Here is a 21,703-nt window from a genome sequence, read left to right as displayed (position 1 = left end):
GAAGATGCGGATATTGCATACGGGAGATTGGCACCTCGGCCGAACGCTGGAAGGAAGAAGCCGGCAGAAGGAGCAAGAGCAGTTCATAGATGAATTGGTGGAGATCGCCGATTTTCATAAAGTGGATTTGATAATGATGGCGGGAGATGTGTACGATTCCGTTAATCCACCAGCGGCTTCAGAACAACTATTCTATGAGGCTGCCGCAAGGCTGACTGCAGGGGGCAGGCCCCTTGTTGTGATCGCCGGAAACCATGATCAACCGGAGCGCGTATCTTCAGTTTCACCGCTTGTATTAAGGCAGGGGATTACATTAGTGGGGCTTCCTACCTCAGAGCCAGTGACTGTTCATGCTGCACGCACGGGTGAGATCGCCAAAATCGCAGCTCTTCCTTATCCCTCCGAGGCGCGTCTCGGTGAACTACTTGCAGGAGATAGCGGAGAAGAGGAGCTTCGACTGGCTTATAGCGCACGGGTAGGCAAGCTCATGCAGCTATTGGGACGGGAATTTACGCCGCAGACCGTAAATTTAGCGATGAGCCATATTTATGTGCTTGGTGGTGTGGAAAGTGATTCGGAACGTCCGATTCAAGTGGGTGGAGCGTATACCGTTGATCCTTCTGCTTTGGCTTGTGGAGCGCAATATACTGCACTAGGACATCTTCATCGCGCTCAGCGTGTCAAAGGTGAAGGAATGATCCGTTACAGCGGATCTCCGCTGGCATACAGTTTTTCTGAAGCAGGACAGGCCAAATCGGTAACGCTGATTGATGTTGCGCCGGGCGGTGAGCCAATTTTTGAAGAAATTTACCTTCGCTGTGGGCGTCCGCTTGTAAGATGGAGCTCCACAGGTGGATTGCAGGAGGTATATAACTGGCTGGATGAAGGTAGAGATGCTTCTGCTTTTATAGATTTGGAGATTCGGCTTAGTGAAGCTATGTCGATGAATGATATACAGCGTCTGCGCAAGTCACGCGAGGGAATTATTCATATTCGTCCAATTTACCCGCAAATGGAGATGGAGCTTGAACAGACTTCCCGTTCACGTATGCCGGTGCAAGAATTGTTCCGTAAATTCTATCAGCGTCAGACAGGTGGAGCGGAACCGGAGGATAGCTTGATAGAGCTGTTCTTACAGCTAACCGAAGAAGAACGGCGTCAGCCAGAGGAAGGAGAGGAGAACTAAGGTGAAACCTATCCTATTAAAAGTAGCAGGATTACAGAGTTATAGAGAAATGCAAGAAATAGATTTTGAAAGTCTGTGTGAGACGGGTCTGTTTGGGATTTTTGGACCTACGGGCAGCGGCAAGTCTAGCTTGCTGGATGCTATTACTTTGGCGATGTACGGGAAAGTGGAACGTGCCGTTAATGGAACACAGGGGATTATGAACCACTCTGAAGATTTACTCAGCGTAGCGTTTACCTTTGAGCTCACTTCTTCCGCGGGGGCACGTCGTTATCGGGTTGAACGTAAATTCAAACGTACAGGAGAGCAAACCGTCAGCAACACGATTAGCCGTTTCATCGAAATTACATCTGACGGAGATAATGTTATGGCGGATAAGCTCGCAGATGTTACGCGCTGTGTGGAGGAGCATATCGGTCTAAAAATGGATGACTTCACGCGAGCGGTTGTATTGCCGCAGGGGAAATTTGCCGAATTCTTATCGCTTCGTGGCGTAGATCGCCGGCAAATGCTGCAGCGCCTGTTCCATCTGGAACAGTATGGCGATCAGCTTGCGATCAAGCTTAGCCGCCGGGTGAAGGAGAATGAGGCTGCGCTCCGCGCGCTGGAAGCGGAGCAGCAGGGTCTTGGCAGTGCAGGCAAAGGGGATGTAGAGGCAGCGGCGGAGCGCCTCGAGCAGGCCACCCTTTATGCTGCGGAATGCCGCCGCAAACTGGAGGCGGCGCTGCAGGTCTCGGAGCGTTTTGCGCGTATACGCGAGCTCCAAGAGGAACGGACCCGCCGCGAGTTACAGCGGCAGGGGCTGCTCGCCAAGGAGGAGGAGATTCTCCTCCTTGAACAGAAGCTCGGCCAAGCTGACGAGGCCGAGGCAAGGCTTCCCGCGCTGAAAGCATGGCGCAGCGCGGAAGAAGCCTTTAAGAGCCGATTGGCCCGCGCGGAGGGCCAAGAGGTGCTGGCCGCCGCCGCCGAGCAGGAGGCGGCGCGTGCCGCTGCCGTCGCGGCTGCTGCGCAGGCCGCACTTGTGGCGGAAGAGCCGGCCCTCCGGGAGGGGGCCGGCACCTATCGCCGCGCGCTCGAGCTCGAGTCCGAGCTCGGCGGCCTGCGGCGCGAACTCGCGGCTCTGCGCGAGCGCCGCGAAGAGGCCTCCCGCAAGCTGGCGGAGCTGCGGGAGGGCATGGCCCGGGAGCGTGAGCTTTTGGCCAAGGGCCAAAAGCGCCAGCAAGAGCTGCAGCAAAGCTTGCAGCCGCTCGGTGTCCGCTCCCAGGAGCGGCAGTCTCTGCAAGAAGCGATGCAGAGACTGCAAGGGCTGCACTCCGCCGAATCCCAGTGGGATAAGGCGGAGAAGGAGCGCCGCGAGCGTGCCGCTGCACTTGCGGCTGCGCAGGCGCGACTCGCGGAGGCCGAGGGCCGTCGCGAGCTGCAGGAAGCTGCTCGCGGGCAACTGATCCGCGAGGCGGCGCTGCATCAAGAGAAGCTGCTGGCGACAGAAGAAGCTGCGCGCGCCGCAGCGGAGCGCCTGGAGCAACATGTCAGCACTTTGGAAGCGGCTATGAAGGATCAAGAGCTTCACAGATTATCGTTAGCACTAGCTAAGGAGCTGGAAGAAGGACAACCCTGCCCTGTATGCGGCAGCGAGCATCATCCTTCACCTGCATTATTGCAGGATAGCTTAGAGCAACAAGAACTGGAAATGAAGCTTCAGCAAGTCCGAACATTGTCTAGACGGGCTTTGGAAGCTCGTCATCTGTTCCGTGGTCTTCGTGAACAGGATCAAGTATGGCTGGAGCAGGTATTTGGAAATGAAGTCATCGAAGCGGCAAATCACCCTGCAGCTGCAGGTTCAGAAGTAAGTAGTGCAGTTACTTCCACCGATTTAATCATTCCAGATGAAAAAGCCTTGGCAGAACTTGAAGCTGCACATTTGGGATTAAAAGGACAGTCAGGTGAAGTACGCCGAACTGCGGTACAGTGGCAGCAATCGATGCAGGCGGTCCAGCAGCTGTGCCTCAAAGAAGCGGCAGCTGTCGCAGGTGAACGGAGCTGGGTAGAAGGAATTGCTGCCAAAGCTGAGGAACTCAGCGCCCAGCTAACGGCTCTACGGCAGAACTGGACACAGCAGTTCCCGGATCTGGCACCTGGAGAAGTGGAACAAGCTTACCGTGATCTGTTAGCTAAGGATGCACAAGCTGAAGAAATTAGATCTCGACTTGATATCAGTGTCAAGTTTCTGGAGGAGAAAAGTGCTTCAGTGCAGAACCTTCAAGAGACCATAACGGGGCTGGATAAAGAGCTGGCTCAGTGGATCACACAGATCGAAGGCAAGGAAGAATTGCAGCGTGAAAAAGAACAGCGTCTACTGGAGTGGACGAATGGTCGTTCTGCTGCTCCTCTTCTTGCGGAATGTGAAGGACGTCTGCAGGAATTGTTAACTGCTCTGGAGACAAGCAAGCAGTCACATCTCGCAGCGGCGGAGAAGGCTCAGCATGAGGTTAAGGAAGCAGCGATTACTCGCCAGGCTGCGGAATCTGCGCGTGAACATTACGTAGCAGCTACCAGTCATTGGGAACAAAGCTTGGCTTCTTCACCGTTTAGTTCAGCCACTGAGGTTGAAGGAGCAGCGCTCACATCCGAAGCAAGGGAAATGGCTTATTCCCGCGTACGTGCTCATCGTGCCGAAGAAGCTGAGGTCTCGTTGCAACTGCGTAATATTGAAGAGAAGCTTGACGGAGCCAGCATAAGTGAAGAAGAATGGCAAGAAAGTCAGGGGATCTTAAGAGAAAGCAAGGCTGAGGATGAAGTATCTCTTCAGTCAAGAGCACGTGCAGAGCGTGATCTGGAGGACCTGCGGCATCGACATATTCGCTGGATGGAGCTCGAAGCTAAGCGGATTGAGCACGCTTCTATGCAAGATCAACTCTCCAAACTACAGACGGTCTTACGTGGGAACGCCTTTGTTGAGTACATTGCTGAGGAACAATTGATGCAGGTGTGTCAGTCCGCTTCCCAGCGGCTTCGATTCCTGAGTAAGCAGCGTTATGCATTGGAGGTTGATTCGGGTGGCGGCTTTGTGATCCGTGATGACGGGAACGGCGGGGTGAGAAGACCTGTCTCAACCCTGTCTGGTGGAGAGACCTTCCTAACATCCCTTTCGCTGGCACTTGCTCTTTCAGCTCAGATCCAGCTGCGTGGGCAATATCCGTTACAATTTTTCTTCTTAGATGAAGGGTTTGGTACTCTCGACCCAGAGCTGCTGGATACAGTGATTACTTCACTTGAAAGGTTGCATAATGACCAGCTGTCTGTCGGTATTATCAGCCACGTTCCAGAGCTTCGTGCAAGGTTACCGCGCAAGCTGGTGGTAGTTCCTGCTGAACAAGGTGGAGGGGGATCTCGTATCCTTTTGGAAAAAATGTGAAGCATTTTAAACTGTGTGATCGATATCACAGATACAGCATCAACGCGCTGTTATAATACAGCTAAGCCGACATTACTTTAGAAACACCTCGGCGGACGTATGACCGGGAATGTACTCCTTTTCATACGTCCGCCGCCGAATCAGCTTTATAAGCTGTGAAGGGTGTTTCTCTTTTTTTTGCCTTTTTAGGCCCTACGGGTATATATATAGCTCAACTTCATTTGTAAACGGATTTCATTCTGTAATAGATACAGTTTTAGAGTGTGGATGTTGAATCTTCTAGCGTCTTTCGTAATTGGTGATTATCCTGTATGATTATCTTATGATGAAGTGGAATTTCACCAATTTTTAGGAGGCAAGCACTCTATGGAGACCGTGTTTAGCAAAATTATTGAGGGTACTATTCCTTCCAAAAAAGTATTTGAGAACGAACGTATTCTTGCATTCTACGACATCGAGCCGGCTGCACCGGTACATGTGTTGATCATTCCAAAGAAGTTCATTGCTTCCATGAATGATGTCACACCTGAGGATCTTCCGCTAATTGCAGAAATTCACAGTGTAGCGCAACAGATCGCTATCGACCTTGGGATTGCCGAATCTGGTTATCGTTTGATCAATAATTGTGGTCCAGATAGTGGACAAGCTGTGCCTCATCTTCATTATCACTTGCTTGGTGGGGCCAAGCTGGGAGCTCTCACAGGAAACTCAGCTTCTCACGCATAGTACAATCATTAAATGTTGAAGAACTTGCCAGAAAAAAAGAATAACACGAAGGTTGACACCATATTTCCGTTTGACCTATAATGGAATTTGATAAACCGTGTTATGCTCTTGGACGGTATGGTCGGAGGGAGGGGAAACTGTGTCTGAAACGAAAGTTCGCAAAAACGAGACAATTGATGCTGCACTTCGTCGCTTTAAACGTTCCATCGCAAAAGATGGTGTCTTGGCTGAGGTGAAGAAACGCAAACATTACGAAAAGCCAAGCGTTAAGAAAAAGCTGAAGTCTGAGGCTGCTCGTAAGAGAAAGTTTTAGGAGGATTACCCACGCATGAATCTTAGCGAGAGATTGAACGAAGATATGAAGCAAGCGATGAAGAGTAAGGACAAGTTCACGCTCTCCACGATTCGAATGGTTCGTTCTACAATAAAGTATCTTGAAATAGATTTGAAGAGAACATTGGACGACAACGAAGTGCTTGATATCCTTAGTCGTGAAATCAAACAGCGCAAAGATGCCCTCCAAGAATTTGAATCAGCGGGTCGCGACGAGCTTGCCGCGAGTACGAAGGCAGAAATCGAGATTATTATTAAGTATCTTCCCGAGCAACTTTCCGAAGAAGAAATTAAAGCAATTGTACAGCAGACCATCCAGGAAACCGGTGCTTCTTCGAAAAGCGAAATGGGTAAGGTCATGAGCGCACTGATGCCTAAGGTCAAAGGTCGCGCCGATGGTAAACTCGTGAACCAAGCGGTTCAGCAATTTCTGCAATAATATAGCGCCAGCACCCCTTGTAAAAGGGGTGCTTTTCTTTGTTTTGAAACGTAATTACGCTTACAACGTAATAAAGTTTATGTGTCCCGGGTCAAGTTGAAGAAGGGAGGTAAAAACATTGAAAAGATTACGGAAAATTATGTTAGCCAGCATTCCAGTTGTTTTACTGCTACTGCTCTTAACGCCGTTTATCCCGAATGTCAGCGCTGATGTAACAGTACCAAAAGCACCGAATGCTGCGAATGGTGAGATGAAGAAAGGCCCTGTGTTTATTATTCCGGTTGATCAGAAAATTGAAAGAGGTCTGCAAAGCTTTTTGGAAAGAGGGTTCGCAGAAGCTGCTAATTATGGAGCGGTTCTAATTGTACTGGAGGTGGATACACCGGGTGGACTGGTGAGTTCAGCAGAACAGATTGGGACGATGGTAAGAGATAGTGACATACCTACGGCTGCTTTTATTAAAGGTGATGCCGCTTCCGCAGGCAGTTACATAGCACTTAACGCAGGTGCAATCATCATGAAGCCGGGCAGCATGATCGGTTCTGCATCTCTAGTAGATAGTAGCGGCCAGAAAGTAGATGACGCGAAGATGGTCTCCTACTGGAAATCAAAAATGATTGGAGCCGCTGCTCTAAATGAGCGTGATCCTGATATTGCTGCGGGAATGGTCGATAGTAATTTGGTTGTGGATAAGCCAGATCTTGGCGTATCTAAAGCGCAGGGCGAAATTATTGCCTTGTCTAGTGACGAAGCTTTAAAAGCTGGTTATGCTGATCAAATTACAACCACTCCAGAAGAGGCGATTACTTGGTTAGGTTATACTACAGATGACATTTTTCGTGTGGAGCATACGGGTGCCGAGAAAATGTCGCAATTTCTGACGAATCCGATTATTATGACGATTTTGCTATTCATCGGGATCACAGGCATTGTGATTGAGTTGATCGTTCCGGGCTTCGGTGCACCTGGGATTATTGGGACATTAGCCTTTGTTTTATATTTTTTCGGAAATTCTGTAGCAGGGTTTGCCGGATCAGAGACTTGGCTTTTGTTCATAATCGGACTTGTCATGCTTGTGCTGGAGCTATTCGTGCCGAGCTTTGGGATATTGGGGATACTTGGTTCCGTGAGCCTTGTGGCAGGTGTCGTACGCGCAGCATACAGCTTCACACATGCATTGTTTAGTCTCGGTATCGCATTCGCGGCTGCAACAGTAGTCATTGTGATTGTGGCTGTCGCATTTAAAGAACGTGGAATTTGGAATAGGTTTATTTTAAAGGATACGCTCTCTAAAGATCAGGGATTTGTACCTGTTGAAGAAAAGTTAAGCTTAGTTGGAGCTATAGGAAACAGTATTACTCCACTTCGTCCATCCGGAACGGCTATGATTGGCGGCGAGCGAGTAGATGTCGTTACTGAAGGCAGCTTTATTAGCGTTAATGCACCGGTCTCTGTTGTAAAAGTTGAGGGCGGACGGATTGTAGTGAAGGAAATTAAGGAATAAGGTAAAAGATAAAGGGTATGGCGAATAGTAGCTCCACAATAATTTACTGGAGGTTGTAAAGTTATGGAAGCATCTTTAATTACTTTTTTGTTGATTGCGGTAGTTGTAGTCATTTTGTTGAGTGTCTTTTTAAGCTTCTTCCCGGTCATGCTCTGGATTTCTGCATTGGCGTCAGGGGTTAGGATTAGTATTATTACCCTAGTAGCGATGAGACTGCGTCGTGTAACACCAAGTCGAATCGTTAATCCAATGATTAAAGCGACTAAGGCAGGTCTTGGACTGAATATTAATCAACTGGAGAGCCACTATCTCGCAGGTGGTAACGTAGACCGGGTGGTTAATGCGCTTATTGCAGCACAACGTGCAGATATTCCTTTGGAATTTACACGCGCAGCGGCTATTGATCTTGCAGGACGCGATGTGCTTCAGGCTGTGCAAATGAGCGTTAACCCTCGTGTAATTGAAACACCAGTTGTTGCGGCTGTCGCTAAAAACGGGATTGAAGTTAAGGTAAAAGCACGTGTAACTGTACGTGCCAATATCGACCGTCTCGTGGGTGGTGCGGGTGAAGAAACAATCATTGCCCGTGTTGGTGAAGGGATTGTAACGACAGTAGGTTCAAGTGATTCACATAAAGATGTCTTGGAAAACCCGGATTTGATTTCTCGGACGGTATTGTCCAAAGGTCTGGATTCAGGTACTGCTTTTGAGATCCTCTCTATTGATATTGCGGATATCGATGTAGGCAAGAACATCGGTGCGTATCTTCAAACCGAACAAGCAGAAGCGGATAAACGTATTGCACAAGCTAAGGCAGAAGAACGCAGAGCAATGGCTGTCGCTCATGAGCAAGAGATGAAAGCACGTGTAGTTGAGATGAAGGCGCTGGTTGTGGAAGCTGAATCTCAGGTGCCTATGGCGATGGCTGAGGCACTCAGAAATGGTCAAATCGGTGTGATGGACTACATGAACATCAAAAATATCGAGGCGGATACCCAAATGCGCGGTTCCCTCGGCAAAATGAATGATCAGGACGACAATAACCGTCCTAACAATAATAAATAAAAGGGGATGTGAATCTCCATGAGCTGGATCTATATTGTTGCGGTTATTATCTTCGCGATTGTATCCAATGTGAACAAAGCTACGAAGAACAAACCCAAAGGTACTACACGCGGAGGGATGCCGACCTTTGGTGGAGGAGACGGGAATCCTCTCCACCGTAATAAGGATGTAGACGGGAACAGAGATCAGCCAGAACTGTCTGGTAGCGGGTTTCCTGCTCCTGTTACTACATCCTCCCGTGAGTATGACGCATCACCTGCCTTTCCAGAGCCTGCGTACATCCCGACACCAGATTATTCTACTGGAGAAGGTATGTCTTTGGAGCATGCTGATGACGGAGTTGAGTTACGCACACAAAGAATGCAGGAAGAGGTGCGGCGTCTTCAATCTGCTTTTGATGGAATAGCTGGAGCAGATCCCAGGTCGAAGAAGACGAAGAGTTCATCCCCTGATACAGATGTTCAGTCAAATAGAACAGGGAATAGGGATGAGCTGCGTAATGGTGTGGTTTGGGCGGAGATTCTAGGACCTCCGCGTGCTCGCCAGCCGCATTCCTCCCGAAGATCGTAATTTTCGGTCAAGTAAACAATTAAGCCTTAGCTTTCTTATCTTAACGATAGGAAAGCTGAGGCTTTTTTTATGTTTTTTATACTTGAAAGGTGCTCCTTTATGAGTTCTTCTCATAAACAAAAGCGTTGCCGCATAAGGTGTACAGAAGGCAGGAAGGGGGAGCGTCTACTTATGACCCGTATTGGCCGCAGGCTGCGGGGATGGACAAACGGGGTGTTGGATTTACCACAGGACTTACTACAGGAAATGCCCCGGATCACCCTGATCGGCAATAAGGAACTGTATATCGAGAATCATCGCGGCGTGCTGCATTTTTCCTCAGGCCAGCTTAAGCTCGCGTTAGCTAAAGGATCGCTTGAAATCACAGGCGAGGATCTTGTCATTCGCAATATTCTTGGTCAGGAGCTGGCGGTAGAAGGCATTATCGGAGAGATCAGATATAAAGAAAGCGAGGGGAAATCATGAAGGAACCACCTCTTTCATCACTGCGGGGATTCGTTACACTGCATGTGACGGGGCCTCAGGTGGAGAGATTCATTAATGTCATTTCTGAAGCAGGTATAGTGATTTGGGATGTGAGGCCCGCGGAGGGCGGCGCTTCCCTTAAGCTGCTTCTGAATGATTTTTATGTCCTCCGTCCGATTTTAAAGAAGACAGGCTGTCGGATGCACGTTACAGGAAGAAGCGGACTGCCTTTTTTGATGGCGCGGCTTTGGAAACGTAAATTTTTTGGCATGGGAATATTAGTATTCGGGATTATGCTCTTTATGTTATCCACGATGGTATGGAGCATTAGAGTCGAGGGGAATGAAAAAATTGCCTCTGAGGATATATTGGCAGCTGCTCGCCAGGAGGGGGTGTATCCTTTTCAATGGATATGGCGTCTGGATGAGCCGGACAAGCTCTCTAAGGGGCTCCTAGCCCAATTACCCGGCGTTTCATGGATAGGGGTGCAGCGGACGGGGACGAGCATTAAAATTCAGGTGGTAGAATCTAAACAGCCGGATATCAAACCTCTACTTAGTCAGCGGCATTTGATTAGCAGAACAGATGCGGTGGTAACTGAAATATATGCGGAGCAGGGCAGACCGGTTGTAGCGCGTAACTCACGGGTTAAAAAAGGGGATATCCTGATCTCGGGTGCTTTAGGCGACGAAGAGAATGTACAGTACGTGGTGGCTAAAGGTGAGGTTAAGGGTCTAGTGTGGCATGAATACAATATAGAAGTGCCTCTTACAACAACAAATAGCTCATATACAGGGGAGCGTAAAGATCGAACCTATCTGGTGCTTGGTAAATGGGCTATCCAGCTATGGGGTTATGGCGATTCTCCTTTTGAGAAATCACGAACACTTACTGAGCACGATCCGCTGTCCTGGCGGTCCATTAAGCTGCCGCTGGGCCTAATGACTGAGAAAGAAATGGAGATTAGTGAAACAAGTGAGACATTAACTCCAGAGGCTGGATTTGAAAAGGGAATAGAGCGAGCGAAGAATGATATTTTGGCGCGTTATGGCGTTGATAGCGTCATCAAAAGTCAAAAAGTTTTGCATGAGAAGAAAGAGAATGGTAAAGTTTATATGAAAGTGATCTTTGAAGTAGAAGAAAAAATTTCCGAAGAACTGCCAATAGTAAACAATTGAGGAGAATGAGGCTACTTGTCAGAACAGACTGCAAGCATTCGTATTACTTTGCAAAATGCGGGAGAAGCGCAATCGCTGTTCGGCCCGCAAGATGGATTCCTAAAAATCATCGAGAGTGAAATTCCTGCTATTATTGATTCCCGTGAAGCAGAGTTAACGATACGTGGTGCGGAGCGGGAAGTAGACATGCTGGGACAATTGTTTAATGTGTTGCTGTCCCTCATTCGGAGCGGTTACATACTTACTGAACGTGATGTGCAGTACGCTGTGGAGCTGGCGAAAGACTTTCGGGTCGATCAATTGCTCGATTTGTTCAAGGGAGAAATTACAACAACTTTTCGTGGAAAGCCTATCCGTGTCAAAACGATTGGCCAGAAGCATTATGTGACAACGATCAAGAAGCGTGATATTGTATTCGGAATCGGTCCTGCAGGAACGGGTAAGACCTACTTGGCGGTAGTGCTTGCAGTTACGGCACTTAAAGAAGGTTCTGTTAAGCGTATCATTCTTACGCGCCCAGCAGTAGAAGCAGGAGAGAGTCTAGGGTTCCTCCCAGGGGATTTGCAAGAAAAGGTAGATCCATACCTTCGTCCGTTATATGATGCCTTATACGACGTTATGGGGCCCGATCAGGTGGCTAAGGCACTCGAACGGGGATTGATTGAAATTGCTCCGCTCGCTTATATGCGTGGTCGTACGCTGGATGATTCATTTATTATTTTGGATGAAGCCCAGAATACAACGCCTGAGCAAATGAAAATGTTTTTGACTCGACTCGGCTTCGGGTCCAAAATGGTGATTACGGGTGACGTTACCCAGATTGACCTGCCTCGCGGCAAGAAATCCGGTTTGATTGAGGCTAAAGCGATTTTATCCGGCATAGAAGAACTCGGTTTTGTTTATTTTGCGGAGCAGGATGTAGTACGGCATTCCCTGGTGCAGAAAATTATCGTTGCCTATGACCGCTCTGCCGAAAACCTCCAATAAAGGGGATTGTCTTCATGGCTTCAAAGCAACCATCTAAATTAAGCGGATTTGTATATACGAACAACGGATGGAAGTATAGCGCGGCGACACGCTATGCTCTTTTCCTGTTACTCGGACTTGTGTTCTACTTCAGTCTGTCGCCCGATCTACTACCTAAGCGGTACGATATTAAAGAGAATACGCTCAGCGCGAAGGAGATAACAGCGCCTAAGCAAATTTTGGACAAGAAGGCAACACTAAAGGCGGCGGAAGAAGCAGCCGAAGGTGTATCTCCTAAGTATAAAATCATCCCGATGAGGGCCGATAATCTTGTGACATCGCTGCTGGACCGGATTGATCGTCTGAATCAGGATGATTTGATTTCGCAAAGCGATAAGACTGAGATTTATCGTGATGAGATCCCGCAGAGAGCCAATGATTTTATTTTGAATTTCATAGCCTCAAATCGGGGTGCAGGTACTTATTCCGATCATCTTTTGGAGGAAATGCAATCTGTCATAAAAGAGCAGACCTATGTCATACCAGATGAAACTTACATTAAGATTCCGCGACTGACCTCTCAGGACATTATCGAAATGAAGCCTGTCGCTCGTGATATTGTGACTAGGCTGATGAACGATCAAATCACGGACGCCCAGACTGCGCGCGCCAAAGTGGCGGAGCAGGTCAGTATCAGCTCTCTGAGTCAGCGTACGGCGCGTGAGGTTGTGCAAGAGTTAGTCCGGCTCGTTATTACAAGCAATAAGTTCTATGACGAAGATGCAACGAAGGAAGCGAAGGTACAGGCTCGTGAGAACACACCTGATGTGTTTATTGAGCAAGGGGAGGTTCTTGTCGCTAAAGGGCAAAAAATCACCCCTGAGCTGTACGCCCTATTGGATGAGAATGGCCTGCTAAGCAATGAGGTCAACTATTGGCCTCAGGTTGGATTGCTATTACTTGCTACCATGCTATCTGCGGGTCTGATGGTGTTTATCCGTTACTCTGGCGGAACTGCGGGCTTCAAGTATAATAATTCCCAGTTATTAATGCTGGTGCTTGTGTTTGTTATTACGATCATCTCCATGCGGTTGACCGCAATTTTGCAGACGGATGTCCATTCCTATCTCGGGTATCTGGCTCCAGTAGCCATTGGTGCTATGCTGATTACCATGCTTCTGGATATGACATTAGCGTATTTCTGTTCTATTCTGATCAGTATACTCGCCAGTATCATTTTGAATGTTCAGCAGAATTCGGTGTTTGATTTTACCTTTGGCTTCTTTTCAATTGTTGTTTGTTATGTAGCTATTTTTGCCACTCATCGTGCAGGCCAGCGTTCCACATTATTAAAAGGCGGGATTATGGTATCCCTTTTTGGCTGTGTGACCGTCTTTATGCTGACCCTCTTAGCTGGTGGTGAATGGAAAGATGTAAGCACGCTGTATGCCGTTGGTTTTGCTTTTGCGAGTGGACTTTTGACTGCAGTGCTTGTGATTGGTCTGATGCCTTTCTTTGAAGCTACCTTTGGCATTCTATCTGCCCTGAAGCTGGTAGAGTTGTCTAATCCGAACCATCCCTTATTGCGCAAGCTTCTTACGGAAACACCAGGAACCTATCACCATAGCGTAATGGTAGGTAACTTGTCAGAAGCGGCCGCAGAAGCGATTGGAGCAGACGGACTATTGTGCCGGGTAGGATCGTATTATCATGATATTGGTAAAACAAAACGTCCGTTTTATTTTATTGAAAATCAGAATAATATGGAAAACCCACATGATTCTATTGAACCGAAGCTTAGTAAATCTATCATTGTAGCTCACGCCCGCGATGGGGTGGAGATGCAACGAGAATATAAGCTGCCCAAACCGATTCGTGATATTGCTGAGCAGCATCATGGGACGACGTTCCTGCATTATTTTTACCATAAAGCCCTGAAGCTGGCGGAAGAAAAAGGTGTAGAGCCTGATTTTACCGAGGAAGATTTCCGTTATCCTGGCCCGAAAGCCCAGTCGAAGGAATCGGCTGTTGTAGGAATTGCCGACAGTGTTGAAGCTGCGGTGCGATCCTTGCGCAAACCAACCGTCCTTCAGGTGGAAACGATGATTGAGAAAATTATTAAAAGTCGACTGGATGATCATCAGTTTGACGAATGTGATTTAACGATTAAAGAATTGGACATTATTGCACGGACGCTGAAAGAAACGGTCATGGGGATTTTCCATTCACGGATCGAATACCCAGAAGATGTGCGTAAGCCGAAAAAAGAGGAAGGGGCAGCTAACCCATGAGTTTGGAGATCGTTTGGGATAACGAGCAAGAAGAATACGAGATAAAGGACGATCTCATAGCACTGCTGGAGAGCATTTTGCAAAAAGCAGGTGAGGCGGAAGGGATCGATCAGGGAGAGGTTGCGCTTACTTTTGTCGATAACACTCGTATTCATGAGTTGAACTTGGAATACCGGGGAATTGACCGTCCGACGGACGTACTTTCTTTTGCGATGAATGAAAGCGGAGAGGACGAGCTGGACATTATATACGAAGTAGAAGAAGGCGAAGCGCTGGAAGATGTTCCGGATGTACTGGGAGATATCATCATTTCCGTAACTCGTGCTCAGGAGCAAGCGCAGGAATATGGTCATTCGCTGGAGCGTGAGCTTGGTTTCCTCTTTGTGCACGGATTTCTGCATTTGTTAGGATATGATCATCAGGATGAAGCTTCAGAGGCTGAAATGATGTCTAAGCAAGAGAAAGTACTAGCTCAGGTTGGGTTGACTCGCTAATGGTGAAGAACACGGCGGTAGGACATAAGAAGTTCTGGCACTCTTTTCGGTTTGCATCGCAAGGTATCGTATCGGCATTCAAATCCGAGCTTAACATGAAGGTGCATTGCTGTTTGGCTGTGGTTGTACTTGTTGCCGCTGCCGTGTTCAGACTTCCGCTGGCCAGTTGGATGTTGCTGCTCTTCTCAATCACGCTTGTCTTAACCGCCGAGTTGCTCAATACAGCAATTGAAGCGACGGTAGACTTGATCTCGCCGGAGATTCACCCACTGGCTAAGAGAGCAAAAGATACCGCCGCAGGAGCTGTGCTTCTTACGGCGGTGTTTGCTGTCTTAGTCGGGATCTATGTTTTTTACCACCCGATGATGGACTGGATTACCGGACTTATGTCATAATCAGGTTACAATTCAATTCAGGGGAGAGGCGGACCCGCGTTTTGCGATTCCGCCTCTTTGGTTACTGGATGTTTAGGAAGCGAGTTTTGTACGAAGAAAATTCAATGAAGTATTGCTAACAAAACTAAGTGGATGCTTTGAAGCAAGTTTTGTACGAAGTGATTCCACGATGTAGCGCTAACAAAACTTTAGGAGGACCCAAATATGGATTCCGCTCTTCTTATGCAAGAAGCGATTAAAGCACGTGCTAAGGCATATATTCCTTACTCCCGATTCGGAGTTGGAGCCGCCCTTCTTGATCAGGATGGTCATATTCATCACGGATGTAATGTAGAAAATGCTGCTTTTGGCCCAACCAATTGTGCAGAGCGCACCGCGTTATTCCGTGCCGTTGCCGACGGTCATGCTATCGGTTCTTTCAAGGCAATTGCCGTTGTTGCCGATTCCGATGGCCCCGTATCTCCTTGTGGTGTATGTCGCCAAGTTCTGATTGAGTTGTGTTCACCCGACATGAAGGTTATCCTTGGAAACATGAAGGGCGATATAGTTGAGACCACGGTGGGAGAATTACTTCCCGGCGCTTTTGGTCCCGTAGATCTGAAGCAAGGACAAGCTCCAGAATAAAATGAGGGTTTGATTTAATGCCTGTTTAAAGGCAAATCAGGTATAGTTAGACGAAGGTTGCTACTTTAATTGCACAGAATACAACTAAAACACCAAAACATAAATTCAAACTCAAATTAGTTGTACAAAGTACAATTAAAATTGTGCAGTCATCATCAATTAAGCTAGAATGATGCAAATTATGTGTTGTTAGAGTAACATTACGAGGTAAGCGCCGCGGCAACGCCGCTAGCGATTCTTTGCACATCGTAACTTGAAACCCTGCCTGTAAGCTGCATCACAGTAATCTTTATCCATGGTGAGCTTAATGCGAACCGTGTTAATAAACGACAGTGAAGCGTGTCCCCAACAGGGGACGAAAGCGCTCATGCACGACCGTCCCTCTAATCCCGCCGAACGTTGCAGGTACGTCTATTTCCGGGTGCCCAGAGGGCCGGGGCCCTTGGGGGCCCCCTTGGCTAAGGGGGATTTAGGGGGATCGAAAAAGCTTTGAAAAAGATTGAATGATTGAAAAAGATTGAACTAGAAGGAAAGTATGGAAGGAAGATAATATGAAATTCAAATCAGGCTTTGTCGCAATTATCGGCAGACCGAACGTAGGCAAATCGACACTCATGAACCAGGTTATTGGACAGAAGATTGCAATCATGTCGGATAAGCCACAGACCACTAGAAACAAAATCCATGGGGTCTATACAACGAATAATTCGCAAATCGTGTTCCTGGACACACCAGGTATTCATAAAAGACAGTCCAAGCTAGGCGACTACATGAACCAAACTGCAATGAGCACGCTGGGTGAAGTTGAGGCTGTGCTGTTCCTTGTGGATGCTGCAGATGGTTTGGGCGGTGGAGACCGATACATTGCTGAGCAATTAAACGGACTTAAGACGCCAGTTATTCTTGTACTCAACAAGATCGATAAAATAGAGCCGGAAGCATTGCTCCCACTTATGGCTCAGTATAACAAGCTGCATAACTTTGCTGAAATCATTCCAATTTCTGCCAAGATGGGTAGCAATGTTAACACGCTGTTAGAGCAAGTCGCTAAGTATTTACCAGAAGGTCCGCAATACTACCCAGAAGATCAAATTACGGATCACCCTGAGCAATTTGTGTGCGCAGAACTAATTCGTGAGAAGATTCTGCATTTGACGCGCGAAGAAGTACCGCATTCCATTGCTGTGGCTATCGAAGATATGAGGGTTGAGCCGAATGGTGTTGTGCATGTGTCTGCCGTTATTTTTGTTGAACGTGATTCTCAGAAGGGGATCATTATTGGTAAGCAAGGTGCGCTGCTGAAAGAGGTTGGCAGACGTGCTCGGACTGACATTGAGAACCTTTTGGGTTCGAAGATTTTTCTGGAGCTATGGGTAAAAGTGAAAAAAGACTGGCGTAATCAGGACCGCGTTCTGCGGGATTTGGGCTTCCATAAAGACCTTTAAGATCTTTATCCGTCATTCCTCGTTTGGCAGGAATTGCAAGGATAGAACCTGGCTCATCGCACATCCTAATTCTTGAAGAGACATCGTCTTTCCCAAGAAAGGATGAATACGAATGCGAAACTTTTCGTGGAAGTATTTTGCAATGACAGGAGACGTCGATGCTTACCTGCTATACAAGGAAGCTGGCTATCCACTTGAAGACAGTGGATTACAGCTAGTGGAAGAAGAGAAGGTCTGTGATGAAGAAGCGCAATAAGGACTGGTTGCTTGCCGAATGGTTGGGGGAAGAGGCATGCTACACAGGGTGGAAGGGATCGTCATCCGCAGCATGGACTACGGCGAGGGGAACGCAATTATTACGCTTTGCACCGAGAACGCCGGGAAAGTAGGAGTTCTGGTACGAGGTGCTAAGAAGGTTAAGAGCCGCCATGCTGCCCTGATCCAGCTGTTCACCGTCGGGGAATTTGTTTTTTTTAGAAATAACGGAGGTCTTGGAACGCTGAATTCCGGCGAGATCACGAAGTCTCACCACCCTCTGCGTGAGGATTTGATTAAAGCAGCATATGCATCATACGCTTGTGAACTGCTTGATAAAGTCCTGCATGATGAGGAGACGGGGAGCTTCTGGTTTCGCCAGCTTACGGCCTGCTTGAACGCACTTGAAGAAGATAAGGAACCTGGAGTTATCATAAATGTTTATGAAATGAAGATTTTGCAAGCAGCCGGTTATGGTCCAGAGTTCGACACCTGTGTGATATGTGGAGCTGAAAAGCCTGATGAACAACTGCTGATAAGCCCTCGCCTTGGTGGAGCACTCTGCCGCAGCTGTAAACATAATGATCCTCCAGCAATGGAGGTCTCTGCTCGTGCGTTGAAATTACTACGCTTATTCGCCAGACTTGATCTAACTAGATTAGGGAATGTGGATGTCAAAGAAAGCAGCCGTGATGAGCTAAAAAAAATTATGCGTGCCTTTATGGATGTGCAGCTTGGATTAAAGCTAAAATCACAGAATTTCCTGGATCAGCTCGACAAGTACAAGATTTGACGAAATCTGATTTTTCCGTTACTATAGGAACAGTTTAATTATAAGATTATCGCCGTTTTGCTCCACTTCGGGAGAACGTGCATTGATCGGGAAAGTAATGAGCGATATTGTCGCGATTCAGCGAGCTGGGGGTAGTGAGAGCCTGGCGGGACAATGTTCATGAACATGGCACCCGGGAGTACGGATATGGCGAATGAAAGTGGATTTCGTTCTTGTCTTTAGCAAGTGATATTGCTGAATCAAGGAATGGAATCAAGTAGGGTGGAACCGCGGGAGAATAAGTTAAGCTCTCGTCCCTATGTCTGTTAATCAGGCATGGGGGCGGGGGTTTTTTGTTGCTGTCAGGAGCGAAAAATGCCGCCTCCATGGTAAGAAGTTTTAAGCAAGATGAACTAAAAAACTTGTAAAGCGAAGGAGACGGTATTATGAACTTTCAGCAGATGATTTTGACGCTGCAGCAGTTCTGGGCTGAACAGAACTGTATTATCGTACAGCCTTATGACACTGAAAAAGGCGCCGGTACGATGAACCCTATGACATTTTTACGCTCACTAGGTCCTGAACCATGGAGAGTTGCTTACGTAGAGCCTTCACGTCGCCCATCCGATGGACGTTATGGGGAGAATCCGAACCGTCTGTATCAGCATCATCAATTTCAAGTCATTATCAAACCATCGCCTGATAACATTCAAGAGATTTACTTGGATAGTTTGAAAGCACTCGGCATTGATCCGCTCTTGCATGATATCCGTTTTGTTGAGGATAACTGGGAGAACCCTTCACTGGGTTGTGCAGGTCTAGGATGGGAAGTATGGCTAGATGGTATGGAAATCACTCAGTTTACGTACTTCCAACAGGTCGGTGGAATTGAGGCCAATCCAGTTGCCGTAGAAATTACTTACGGAATGGAGCGGCTAGCATCCTACATTCAAGATAAAGAAAATGTATTTGATCTTGAATGGGTTAGCGGCATGACTTATGGTGATGTTTTTCATCAACCGGAGTTTGAACATTCTACTTACACCTTTGAAGTATCTGATGTAAAAATGCTATTTTCACTGTTCAACATGTACGAAGAAGAAGCGCGTAGAGCGATGGAGCAGCATCTTGTGTTCCCTGCCTATGATTACGTGTTGAAATGCTCACATAGCTTTAATCTGCTGGATGCACGTGGAGCCATCAGTGTTACTGAACGGACTGGATTTATTACCCGAGTGCGTAATCTTGCCCGCTCTGTAGCGGCAACATATCTTGAGGAACGCGAGAAGCTTGGCTTCCCGCTGCTGAAGAAAGAAGGTGCTGACCGTGTCTAAAGATATCCTGTTTGAGATCGGTCTGGAGGAAATTCCTGCACGTTTTATCCGCGCTGCGATGGAACAGCTGCAAGATAGAACATCCAAGTGGTTGGATTCTGCACGGATTACCCATGCTGGAGTTACTGCTTATGCAACGCCACGTCGTCTCGCTGTTTTTGTTAAGGATGCGGCTGAGAAGCAAGAGGATATCAGCGAAGAAGTCAAAGGACCATCACGCAAAATCGCACTGGATGCAAACGGAGACTGGAGCAAAGCTGCTTTAGGATTTGCCCGTAGTCAGGGTGTATCTCCGGAGCAATTTACGTTCAAAGAGTTAGCTGGAGTAGAGTATATATATGCTACTAGAAATAGTGCTGGGGTAGAGACAGCTTCGCTTCTTTCAGAAGGGCTTTTAGGGATTGTAAATGCGATGACTTTTCCGAAAAACATGCGTTGGGGAGCTTACGATTTTAAATTCGTGCGTCCGATCCGCTGGTTAGTTGCTCTTTTCGGGAAAGATATTATTGATTTGGAAATTACGGATGTAAAAGCGGGTAATGTGAGCCGTGGACATCGTTTTCTGGGTACAGAGACTGTAATTTCGGAGCCTGCACAATATGTTGAGAGCATGCGTGCGCAGCATGTCCTTGTAGACGTGAAGGAACGGGAAGAATTGATCCTGAAACAAATCAATCAATTGGCTGAAGAAAAAAGCTGGACGATTGCGATCAAAGAGGATCTTTTGGAGGAAGTACTGTTCCTAGTTGAAACACCAACCGTGTTGTTCGGAACCTTCGACCCATCTTTCTTGAACATTCCACAGGATGTGCTGATTACTTCGATGCGTGAGCATCAGCGGTATTTCCCGGTATTTGATGCAGCGGGCAAACTGCTACCTTTCTTCGTAACGGTGCGGAACGGGAATGCAGTATCTTTGGATGTTATTGCTAAAGGTAATGAGAAGGTACTCCGTGCTCGTCTATCAGATGCCAAATTCTTCTATCAAGAAGATCAAAAGATGAAGATTGATGATGCACTAGCCAAATTGGAGAATATCGTCTACCATGAAGAGCTTGGCAGTGTTGGAGATAAAGTGCGTCGTATTCGCCAAATCTCCGATCGTCTTGCTGTAAAGTTGGGATTGTCTGATATAACCCTTTCTGAAGTAAGTCGGACTGCTGATATTTGCAAATTCGACCTTGTGACTCAAATGGTTTATGAATTCCCAGAACTTCAAGGCACCATGGGTGAAGATTATGCACGCAAAGCAGGAGAACCTGAAACTGTGGCAAAAGCAATCTTTGAGCATTATCAGCCAAGGTTCGCGGGTGATGCAGTACCATCGACAGATGCCGGTTCAGTTGTCAGCATTGCGGACAAGATCGATACGATTGTAGGTTGCTTCTCTATCGGTATTATCCCAACAGGCTCACAGGATCCTTACGCACTGCGTCGCCAGGCTGCAGGGATTGTTCAAATCGTGCTGGAGCATAAATTGCCGATTACGCTGCGCGAGATTTTTGAAGCAGCGATTGAAATTCATAAAAATTCAGGGAATTCGAAACATTCTGACGATGAACTACGTATAAACCTGTACGAGTTCTTCGGTCTGCGTGTTAAACGACTTTTATCCGACAATGTACGCTATGATGTTGTGGACGCTGTTACAGCAGCTGGCTTTGACAACGTGGTAGATGTTGTGGGCAGAAGCCGTGCGCTTATGGGTGCTGTGTTAGACCAAGCAGACTTTAAAATTACTGTAGATTCACTCACTCGTGTCAGTAATTTGGCAGCTAAAGCAACCAGCGAAGTGATTGATCCTTCTTTACTTAAAGAAGATGCTGAGCTGAAGCTGTACAAGACATGGCAGGAATTACACACACCGTATCTTGAAGCGATGTCCGCGAATAATGCCGAAGAAGCACTCCGTATTCTCTCGGGTCTAAAAGATGCTGTTACAGCATTTTTCGATTCCGTTATGGTTATGGCAGAGGATGAGCAGGTACGTGCTAACCGTTTAGCTTTGCTAGCTGGTATTGATGCTGACTCCAAGGCGTTTGCTGATTTTGGCAAGCTCGTTTGGTAAACGACTGAGCACCGGAGTTCCCGGCTGAATTCAAGATTCGACATTTGATCAAAGGACAGCTTTTTGAACAACATCTATAAGAAAAGTTTGTGTCTTATGGTATAGAATGTTGGTTTGGGGTATAAATATACGGAACGGTGCCAATGCGTCATTTGACATCCGTTCCGTATTTATGCAT

The 21,703-nt window shown here is 47.3% G+C and carries 20 protein-coding genes; all 20 read left to right on the top strand.

Annotated features, from left to right (window positions below):
* The first annotated feature begins 4 nt into the window (after nt 1-4).
* The 20 genes from MHI27_RS23860 (at nt 5) to glyS (ending at nt 21,525) form a co-directional block, all read left to right on the top strand.
* Nucleotides 5-1,186 (top strand): exonuclease SbcCD subunit D, encoded by a 1,182-nt coding sequence (locus MHI27_RS23860; RefSeq protein WP_076284787.1) that lies wholly within the window; start codon nt 5-7, stop codon nt 1,184-1,186.
* 1 nt (nt 1,187) lies between these two features.
* Nucleotides 1,188-4,601, top strand: a complete 3,414-nt coding sequence (locus tag MHI27_RS23855; RefSeq protein ID WP_405174836.1) for an AAA family ATPase — start codon at nt 1,188-1,190, stop codon at nt 4,599-4,601.
* A 366-nt stretch (nt 4,602-4,967) separates the two neighbouring features.
* On the top strand, nt 4,968-5,327 hold the full coding sequence (locus MHI27_RS23850; RefSeq protein ID WP_042130338.1) for a histidine triad nucleotide-binding protein: 360 nt from the start codon (nt 4,968-4,970) through the stop codon (nt 5,325-5,327).
* 139 nt (nt 5,328-5,466) lie between these two features.
* Entirely contained in the window at nt 5,467-5,640 is a 174-nt protein-coding gene (gene rpsU / locus MHI27_RS23845; RefSeq protein WP_036657994.1) for a 30S ribosomal protein S21, read from the top strand.
* A gap of 15 nt (nt 5,641-5,655) precedes the next feature.
* Nucleotides 5,656-6,099, top strand: a complete 444-nt coding sequence (locus MHI27_RS23840; RefSeq protein ID WP_042190953.1) for a GatB/YqeY domain-containing protein — start codon at nt 5,656-5,658, stop codon at nt 6,097-6,099.
* A gap of 139 nt (nt 6,100-6,238) precedes the next feature.
* Complete coding sequence (locus MHI27_RS23835; RefSeq protein WP_076284868.1) at nt 6,239-7,603, top strand: nodulation protein NfeD; 1,365 nt, start codon at nt 6,239-6,241, stop codon at nt 7,601-7,603.
* A gap of 63 nt (nt 7,604-7,666) precedes the next feature.
* Nucleotides 7,667-8,668, top strand: coding sequence for a flotillin-like protein FloA (floA, locus tag MHI27_RS23830; RefSeq protein WP_042190951.1), 1,002 nt, complete (start codon nt 7,667-7,669; stop codon nt 8,666-8,668).
* Nucleotides 8,669-8,686: 18 nt separating this feature from the next.
* The gene (locus tag MHI27_RS23825; protein ID WP_076299665.1) at nt 8,687-9,238 is read left to right on the top strand and encodes a hypothetical protein; all 552 of its coding nucleotides are present in this window, start codon (nt 8,687-8,689) and stop codon (nt 9,236-9,238) included.
* Nucleotides 9,239-9,409: 171 nt separating this feature from the next.
* On the top strand, nt 9,410-9,703 hold the full coding sequence (gene yqfC / locus MHI27_RS23820) for a sporulation protein YqfC (RefSeq protein WP_060621997.1): 294 nt from the start codon (nt 9,410-9,412) through the stop codon (nt 9,701-9,703).
* Nucleotides 9,700-10,881, top strand: coding sequence for a sporulation protein YqfD (gene yqfD / locus MHI27_RS23815; RefSeq protein ID WP_076284784.1), 1,182 nt, complete (start codon nt 9,700-9,702; stop codon nt 10,879-10,881). Before yqfC ends, yqfD begins: the two co-directional genes overlap by 4 nt.
* Before the next feature lie 15 nt (nt 10,882-10,896).
* Nucleotides 10,897-11,868, top strand: a complete 972-nt coding sequence (locus MHI27_RS23810) for a PhoH family protein (RefSeq protein WP_042190944.1) — start codon at nt 10,897-10,899, stop codon at nt 11,866-11,868.
* Nucleotides 11,869-11,882: 14 nt separating this feature from the next.
* On the top strand, nt 11,883-14,138 hold the full coding sequence (locus MHI27_RS23805) for an HD family phosphohydrolase (RefSeq protein WP_076284783.1): 2,256 nt from the start codon (nt 11,883-11,885) through the stop codon (nt 14,136-14,138).
* A complete protein-coding gene (ybeY, locus tag MHI27_RS23800) occupies nt 14,135-14,632 on the top strand; it encodes an rRNA maturation RNase YbeY (protein WP_076117315.1) in 498 nt (165 codons plus the stop codon). Before MHI27_RS23805 ends, ybeY begins: the two co-directional genes overlap by 4 nt.
* A complete protein-coding gene (locus tag MHI27_RS23795; protein WP_405174835.1) occupies nt 14,632-15,027 on the top strand; it encodes a diacylglycerol kinase family protein in 396 nt (131 codons plus the stop codon). The genes ybeY and MHI27_RS23795 overlap by 1 nt, the downstream gene beginning before the upstream one ends.
* A gap of 204 nt (nt 15,028-15,231) precedes the next feature.
* Nucleotides 15,232-15,651 (top strand): cytidine deaminase, encoded by a 420-nt coding sequence (locus MHI27_RS23790; protein WP_042190934.1) that lies wholly within the window; start codon nt 15,232-15,234, stop codon nt 15,649-15,651.
* Between the two features lie 551 nt (nt 15,652-16,202).
* Entirely contained in the window at nt 16,203-17,096 is an 894-nt protein-coding gene (gene era, locus MHI27_RS23785; protein WP_042190933.1) for a GTPase Era, read from the top strand.
* Nucleotides 17,097-17,208: 112 nt separating this feature from the next.
* Nucleotides 17,209-17,352: a YqzL family protein gene (locus MHI27_RS23780; RefSeq protein WP_076117313.1), complete on the top strand. Its 144-nt coding sequence runs from the start codon at nt 17,209-17,211 to the stop codon at nt 17,350-17,352.
* Between the two features lie 36 nt (nt 17,353-17,388).
* The gene (gene recO, locus MHI27_RS23775) at nt 17,389-18,144 is read left to right on the top strand and encodes a DNA repair protein RecO (RefSeq protein WP_042190931.1); all 756 of its coding nucleotides are present in this window, start codon (nt 17,389-17,391) and stop codon (nt 18,142-18,144) included.
* Nucleotides 18,145-18,569: 425 nt separating this feature from the next.
* Nucleotides 18,570-19,457 (top strand): glycine--tRNA ligase subunit alpha, encoded by an 888-nt coding sequence (gene glyQ, locus MHI27_RS23770; protein WP_042130314.1) that lies wholly within the window; start codon nt 18,570-18,572, stop codon nt 19,455-19,457.
* On the top strand, nt 19,450-21,525 hold the full coding sequence (gene glyS / locus MHI27_RS23765) for a glycine--tRNA ligase subunit beta (protein ID WP_405174834.1): 2,076 nt from the start codon (nt 19,450-19,452) through the stop codon (nt 21,523-21,525). Before glyQ ends, glyS begins: the two co-directional genes overlap by 8 nt.
* Nucleotides 21,526-21,703: the final 178 nt, after the last annotated feature.

This window comes from Paenibacillus sp. FSL H8-0261, from assembly GCF_045040645.1.
GTDB lineage: Bacteria > Bacillota > Bacilli > Paenibacillales > Paenibacillaceae > Paenibacillus_AQ.
The sequence above is the reverse complement of the archived record's forward strand: the minus strand, read 5'-3'. Positions and strand labels throughout refer to the sequence as shown.

Bases quoted from the DNA above. Each gene is read 5' to 3' on its own strand.
- MHI27_RS23850 (WP_042130338.1), top strand. From the start codon at position 4,968: ATGGAGACCGTGTTTAGCAAAATTATTGAGGGTACTATTCCTTCCAAA.
- ybeY (WP_076117315.1), top strand. From the start codon at position 14,135: ATGAGTTTGGAGATCGTTTGGGATAACGAGCAAGAAGAATACGAGATA.
- yqfD (WP_076284784.1), top strand. From the start codon at position 9,700: ATGAAGGAACCACCTCTTTCATCACTGCGGGGATTCGTTACACTGCAT.
- floA (WP_042190951.1), top strand. From the start codon at position 7,667: ATGGAAGCATCTTTAATTACTTTTTTGTTGATTGCGGTAGTTGTAGTC.
- era (WP_042190933.1), top strand. From the start codon at position 16,203: ATGAAATTCAAATCAGGCTTTGTCGCAATTATCGGCAGACCGAACGTA.
- recO (WP_042190931.1), top strand. From the start codon at position 17,389: ATGCTACACAGGGTGGAAGGGATCGTCATCCGCAGCATGGACTACGGC.
- MHI27_RS23840 (WP_042190953.1), top strand. From the start codon at position 5,656: ATGAATCTTAGCGAGAGATTGAACGAAGATATGAAGCAAGCGATGAAG.
- yqfC (WP_060621997.1), top strand. From the start codon at position 9,410: ATGACCCGTATTGGCCGCAGGCTGCGGGGATGGACAAACGGGGTGTTG.
- MHI27_RS23790 (WP_042190934.1), top strand. From the start codon at position 15,232: ATGGATTCCGCTCTTCTTATGCAAGAAGCGATTAAAGCACGTGCTAAG.
- MHI27_RS23805 (WP_076284783.1), top strand. From the start codon at position 11,883: ATGGCTTCAAAGCAACCATCTAAATTAAGCGGATTTGTATATACGAAC.
- MHI27_RS23835 (WP_076284868.1), top strand. From the start codon at position 6,239: ATGTTAGCCAGCATTCCAGTTGTTTTACTGCTACTGCTCTTAACGCCG.
- MHI27_RS23860 (WP_076284787.1), top strand. From the start codon at position 5: ATGCGGATATTGCATACGGGAGATTGGCACCTCGGCCGAACGCTGGAA.
- MHI27_RS23825 (WP_076299665.1), top strand. From the start codon at position 8,687: ATGAGCTGGATCTATATTGTTGCGGTTATTATCTTCGCGATTGTATCC.
- MHI27_RS23780 (WP_076117313.1), top strand. From the start codon at position 17,209: ATGCGAAACTTTTCGTGGAAGTATTTTGCAATGACAGGAGACGTCGAT.
- MHI27_RS23795 (WP_405174835.1), top strand. From the start codon at position 14,632: ATGGTGAAGAACACGGCGGTAGGACATAAGAAGTTCTGGCACTCTTTT.
- glyQ (WP_042130314.1), top strand. From the start codon at position 18,570: ATGAACTTTCAGCAGATGATTTTGACGCTGCAGCAGTTCTGGGCTGAA.